This is a genomic window from Paraclostridium sordellii (assembly GCF_000953675.1).
Classification (GTDB): domain Bacteria; phylum Bacillota; class Clostridia; order Peptostreptococcales; family Peptostreptococcaceae; genus Paraclostridium; species Paraclostridium sordellii.
Map to the genome: position 1 here is coordinate 3,380,582 of NZ_LN679998.1, position 558 is coordinate 3,381,139.

Below are 558 nucleotides of genomic sequence, written 5' to 3' on the forward strand. Positions count from 1 at the left end.
GTCATCTCCAGCTTTAGTTATTCTTAATCCTGTAGATAACTTCTCCATAGCTTTTCCTGATAATGCAGTGTTTTTTGCCATTTGGTTAGTCGCAACCATAGCGTTTAAGTTAGTGTTTATTCTCATTTTAATACTCTCCTTAGTTTTTTCGACATCCTTGTCTTTTTTTGTGCAATTACTTGGCCAAGTATTGCTTACAATATTATATATCGAAATATTTTTTTAAAACTTTATAGTTTTTTATTAATTTTTTTATTTTTTTATATAAATTAAATTTATTTACCCTAAAAATAAGGAGTAAAGCATTTTGCTTTACTCCTTATTTTTAATCTTAATTAACTTTTTAATTATCTTAATAATTGAGTTACACTCTCAGGTTGTTGCTTAGCTTGAGCAACCATAGCTTGAGATGCTTGAGTTAATATATTTAACTTAGATAACTTAACCATTTCCTTAGCAACATCAACGTCTCTTATTCTAGACTCTGCAGCTGATAAGTTTTCAGTAGAAGTTGTTAAGTTTGAAGAAGTACACTCTAATCTATTTTGAGTTGCTCCT

2 protein-coding genes are annotated in these 558 nt (G+C 28.5%); both read right to left on the reverse strand.

The genetic code is table 11. The annotated features are described in order from the left end of the window. Positions 1-126 (reverse strand): flagellin N-terminal helical domain-containing protein (locus ATCC9714_RS17885; protein WP_457852420.1); only part of this gene is annotated, 126 nt, incomplete at its 3' end. A 221-nt stretch (positions 127-347) separates the two neighbouring features. Then, positions 348-558: flagellin (locus tag ATCC9714_RS16520; RefSeq protein WP_280136265.1), on the reverse strand; the 211-nt coding region annotated here is incomplete at its 5' end.